This window comes from Streptomyces sp. NPDC015127, assembly GCF_043080095.1.
Classification (GTDB): domain Bacteria; phylum Actinomycetota; class Actinomycetes; order Streptomycetales; family Streptomycetaceae; genus Streptomyces.
On record NZ_JBIBVE010000073.1, the window covers coordinates 1 to 4731 of the forward strand.

The 4731-nt window shown below is 65.1% G+C and carries 6 protein-coding genes and 1 pseudogene; 5 read left to right on the forward strand and 2 right to left on the reverse strand.

All coding sequences use genetic code 11. The features are described 5' to 3' along the window. Window positions 1-468: 468 nt before the first annotated feature. On the forward strand, window positions 469-693 hold the full coding sequence (locus tag ACF08N_RS37755) for a hypothetical protein (protein ID WP_392329229.1): 225 nt from the start codon (window positions 469-471) through the stop codon (window positions 691-693). Window positions 694-854: 161 nt separating this feature from the next. Here ACF08N_RS37755 and ACF08N_RS37760 read toward each other — a convergent pair whose 3' ends face one another. Further along, window positions 855-1502: a hypothetical protein gene (locus tag ACF08N_RS37760; protein ID WP_392329230.1), complete on the reverse strand. Its 648-nt coding sequence runs from the start codon at window positions 1500-1502 to the stop codon at window positions 855-857. 195 nt (window positions 1503-1697) lie between these two features. Here ACF08N_RS37760 and ACF08N_RS37765 point away from each other — a divergent pair, with 195 nt between their 5' ends. The 4 genes from ACF08N_RS37765 (at window position 1698) to ACF08N_RS37780 (ending at window position 4592) form a co-directional block, all read left to right on the forward strand. Beyond that, window positions 1698-2192, forward strand: a complete 495-nt coding sequence (locus ACF08N_RS37765; RefSeq protein WP_392329231.1) for an ATP-binding protein — start codon at window positions 1698-1700, stop codon at window positions 2190-2192. A 289-nt stretch (window positions 2193-2481) separates the two neighbouring features. Next, complete coding sequence (locus ACF08N_RS37770; RefSeq protein WP_392329232.1) at window positions 2482-2925, forward strand: ATP-binding protein; 444 nt, start codon at window positions 2482-2484, stop codon at window positions 2923-2925. Between the two features lie 86 nt (window positions 2926-3011). After that, window positions 3012-3350 carry an STAS domain-containing protein gene (locus ACF08N_RS37775; protein ID WP_392329233.1) on the forward strand — a complete coding sequence of 113 codons (339 nt, stop codon included), beginning with the start codon at window positions 3012-3014 and terminating at the stop codon, window positions 3348-3350. Window positions 3351-4073: 723 nt separating this feature from the next. Continuing rightward, window positions 4074-4592, forward strand: a complete 519-nt coding sequence (locus ACF08N_RS37780; protein WP_392329234.1) for a GNAT family N-acetyltransferase — start codon at window positions 4074-4076, stop codon at window positions 4590-4592. 58 nt (window positions 4593-4650) lie between these two features. Here ACF08N_RS37780 and ACF08N_RS37785 read toward each other — a convergent pair. Then, a pseudogene (locus ACF08N_RS37785) lies at window positions 4651-4731 on the reverse strand (IS5/IS1182 family transposase); the annotation flags it as partial.

The window sequence follows — 4731 nt, forward strand, 5'->3', positions numbered from 1 at the left end:
CCGACCCGAAGCCCTATGTCTGGACGAAAACCGCCGACGAGATCCTCGAACGCCTCGCCTCATATCTGAACAGAATTCCTGACTCAGAAGACTAGCGACCCCACACGCGCACTGCCCACGGACACCCCGCCCGCCGCAGCAACGTCACTCGATAGGTGGCCCTCGAACTCGCCGGAAATCTCCAGCTGGCACCGAGTACACCCCCGCCAACGGACGGAGCAGCAGTGGCTCCCGTTCCCGGCGGAACCATGGCTCCCACCTGACCCGACAAAAACAACCGTCCCTCGTTCGCTCTCCCCATCACAATGAGCATCATGAGCATGACCGATGAACCCGGCGCCAAAGCCGAGCAGATGCGCGCGGGAAAAGAAGGACATGGCAAGCGCGCCACCGGCCTGACAAGCGCAAGCGCTTCCAGGACGTGGCCCGCCAGCTCCGGGAAACAGAGTGACAAGGAGCGCGAACCGGGTGTGGTTGGACGGCCAAGTCTGCCGGTTCGCCGCCACGGGCCACGACGCCGATGACCTCTCAAGGCGGCGTGGGGGCTGCTGGACTTTTCCACTGGCGACGAGCGGTTTCGAATGGGGCGCGGATCCGGCGTTCTTCGCGGTGCTGCGGGACGCCACCGCTGGGACGCTGGCCTGGTTGTGGATCACCAGCTATCTGCTGAGCCCGGTACCGGCGGATGCCTGACTGAACGCCGATCTGACCGCATCCGGCTGGCGGCGTTGGAGTACCACGCCGATGACCGCACACTCGCGGAGGACCTGAGGCTAGCAGGCCCTAGTTCAGCCCGAGGAGACCGATACGAAACCCTGACCGCGCCTGCTTCCCACTCCCACCCAGAGGGCGTCTCACCTGGCTGCGGGCAAGTTTTTGATTTTGATCCAGTCGCGGCTGCGGCGGCCGGGTAGGTAGGGGCTGGTGAGGCGCTTGGCGACGACGCCGTCGTAGCCCTCCGTTCGGGTGTGCTCCAGGGCCTCGGCCGCCATGGCGGGCCAGGCCGGCGGAACCGCGACACCCGGACCGGTCGGGTCGAGGTCGTCCAGGAGCTCCCGGCGGGCGGCATAGGGCAGCTGCACGACGGCCTCTCCGAGGTAGAGGATGTCGAAGACCATCAGCTGGACGGGAAGATCTTCGCGGGCATGGGCGACTGCGGTGGGATGGTGCAGACTCATGCGCTGCTGCAGCCGCTCCACTGAAGGGCGTCCCTGACCGTCGAGGGTGACGATCTCCCCGTCGAGCACCGCCTCCGGCGCGGGCAGCAAACCGGCCAGGGACTGCAGTTCGGGGTACTGGGCGGTGACGTCCTGCCCGGCCTGCGACAGCAGGCACACGCTCCCGTCACCGGGCAGATGGGCGATCACCCGCGCCCCGTTCCACAGCGTCTCGTACGCGTACTCCGCTTCCTGCTCCGGGCGGGGCAGCGGACCGATGACCGCCAGCATCGGCGACAGCAGCGACGGCGGCACGCCAGGGTTTGGGAAGGGGTGCACGCTCACGTCTCCACAGTGAGCCCCATGGCCCGTGTCGGCCACTTCGACCGGGCGCGTTTCTGCACACCGCCGGGCGCACTTCCGGCCCGATATCGCGTATGTCTGCTTTTGAGTATGGGTTGCTCAGGGGAGCGGGAGGCGATCGGAGGAGAGTGGTCTGTGGAGAGACCGAGATCCTGAGTGTCGGGTTTCGTGCCCCGCATGAGCCGCAGAAGTTCGTCGGAAGTGATCGTCATGTATGCCACTGGATACGACAGGTTCGCCGGCCGGACCGGTGGCGAGGGAGTGCGGGTTCCCGCTCCGCGCCGCCCGGTGGACGATAGCAATGACGTGACCGAGGCCCTGGAGCACCGGCCGCAGGCCGTCCGTGCGGCCCGCCACGCCGCGCAGAGAGTGCTAGAAGGCTGGCGGCTCCCTAGTGATGCGGTGCTGCTGGTCGTTTCCGAACTAGTCACCAATGCCGTCGAGCACGCCGAGCCGCCGCTTGCGCTGCACATGCACCGTGAGCGCGTCGGCAACCGGGTGTGGGTGGGTGTCATCGACGGCGGCCCTGCTGAGACGGAAGGCGCCTGGACGGCCTCCTGCGCCGGCGATGAACACGGCCGCGGCATCACCATCGTGGGCACCCTTGCCGACGCCCACGGCAGGCATGCGCACCCCGGCGGCACCACCCACTGGGCACTCATCGCTGCCTGAACGCACACCCACTCATAGCCCCGGCCCCGCCCTGACACGGGACCGGCCGGCCCGGCCGCACCGGGGGAGCGCCAACGCGCGCCGGGCCACGAAGGGGGCGGGATCCGATCCCGTCCCCTTCGCCATGCCCGGGAGTTTTCGTGCGGCGCTGCGGTTGATGTCGGTCTACACGCCCTCAGTAGAGGCCGGTTTTGAGTATTGGCTGCTCAGGGATTGTGTGCCGTGGGGGAGTGTGCTGGAAGCAGGGCCAGTAGACATGCCGGCCCTTTCGGGATAGGTAGTGATCCCCATGGCATCCACGACGATCTCCCGTTATAGGCAGCCGCTGGGTACTGCTGAGGCGGGCCAGCGGGTGTTCGGTCTGGATCATGGACCGCTGGCTCCGGCCATCGCCCGGCGCGAAGCCCGCCCGGTGCTGATCCCCTGGGGGCTGAGTGATGAGCAGGTCAATGACATGCCGCTCATCACCTCTGAGCTGGTCACCAACGCCGTTACCCATGGACTGCCGCCCGTGGTCCTTCACCTGCACGCCGCAGCGGATGGCTATGAGAGGGGCCAGGTCCACGTCAGCGACGGTGGCCCCAGCTTGCCCCTGAAAGTTGGGAGGCGGCCCGGCCAGCTGATGGGCATGGCCGTGGCGCCGCGATTACTTCCGCCCTGGCGGGCGACGCTGGCATCGGTGGGTGACGTTGAAGGCCTGATCGATCACTGGGCTGGCCTCGCGGCAGCCTGAACAACTTCGTCATCCTAGAAGAGCTCCGCTGCCTGCCGCCGGAGCACGTCAGGGGCGTAGGCATTGCCCACCTGAAGGTTTGGGAGGTGGCCGTGCGAGCGGAAGAATTGCTGCAGATCCGCAGCCAGCGGCGCGGGGACACCGTCCTGCTACAGCTGACTGGAGAACTCGACATGGCCACCGCACCCCTGGTCGAGCGAGCGGTCAGCGCGTCCATGGCAGGGGGCATCCGCTGCTTCCGCCTTGATCTCACCCACCTGATCTTCTGTGATGGTGCTGGACTGTGGGCCCTGCGGCGTATTACTAACACTGTCCGTGCCGCCGATGCCGTTTTCGTTCTCGAGGGCATCCATCCCAACGTGCGCCGCACCCTGAACCGCCTGGGAACTCTCTCGCCGTGGTCTCCACCGATAACTCTGGATTGACACCCCGCATGAACGGGCGAGATGGATCTCGGCCCCTCCAGTCGCCATGCACCATCGAGCGACGGAGACTGAGCCAGCAAAGCGACTAGGAACGTCCCCTGCCGTCATCGGGCCTCGTGCATTGGGCACGACACCTCGCGCTCCGAGGAGTTAAATAGACTGGTCTTCGCGGCACGCCATGCCTGACCATCGAATTTGTGGCCGCAGTCGTACGTCACAGCAGAAAGCCCCGGCCAGCAGTCAGGCAGCTTTCCTGGCTGCCGGTGGATTTGCGCCCATGGACCTGATCGCACGGGCCTAAAAAGTGGGCGAGGCGGTGGCAGATGAGGGCGCAGGCGATGCTGCTGAATTCGGTTGCCCATCACGAGAGCGTCCGGCAAGAGTGCAGCATCACCCGACGCTGGGTGGAGAAACGACCGGCTCAACCACGCCAGCTCCCTCTGAGCCCTCAGCTCCCTCCGCCACTCATCCTGCAACAACGGCCTACTATGGGCGACGCGAGGGTGGCGGCTCGCATGCCACCGCCGCCGATATGACCTCTACAACCGCGCGATCGGTCAGACACCACTGACTCCGCCACCATAAGCACTGCTGCAGCACACGAGTCACCATCCCAGCAGCTTCACACAGAGCCCCCTCTTGCAACCGTCGGGTGCCACACCAAGGTAGGAATGAGCAACGATTACAGTCGACGTCCGACCATTAGCTGTGTTCACTGACTCTATGCCGAAAGAGATGCACACAGCTGCCGGGACAGATTTATCAGCCTTTCGCGAGGAGTACTCGGCCATAGTGGCGGGCTGGGCCGGGTCCCCGGCAGAGGCTGCCATGTGGTGTGGGCGAGCAGATTTTCCCTTCCCACCAGAGGTGGTCGTCAGCTGGCAGTCAACGACCTATACGCGTTCCTATGTACTCCGGTCCGGACAAGACATCGTGGCCTATGGAGAGTTGTGGTTCGATACGGAGGAGAACGAAGCCGAGCTCGCTCGGATCGTTGTCGCGCTCGAGGCCCGCGGGCAGGGCATGGGGAAAGAGCTGGTACGTCGACTTACGACGCTAGCCATGGAATCTGGCTACAAAGATATCTTCATGCGCGTACATCCGGACAATCTTCCGGCTCTGCGGTGTTACCAACGCACGGGCTTCCTGCCGGTTGACGCCAGACTTGCTGCGGAATGGAATTCTGCCCAGCCTATCGACTATGTCTGGCTGCAGCACTTTGCTATCGAGGAAGAATCCTGAACTCTGACGCATAACAGCCAGGTTTCCGATGTGTGAGGGTGCGCTCAGTGAACCTCTTTCATCCTGAATACGTGCAGGTCATGAGGGTGTGGACGGCCTGGACGATGGTGCCGATGCGGCGGGTGGAGCATCTGGCCCG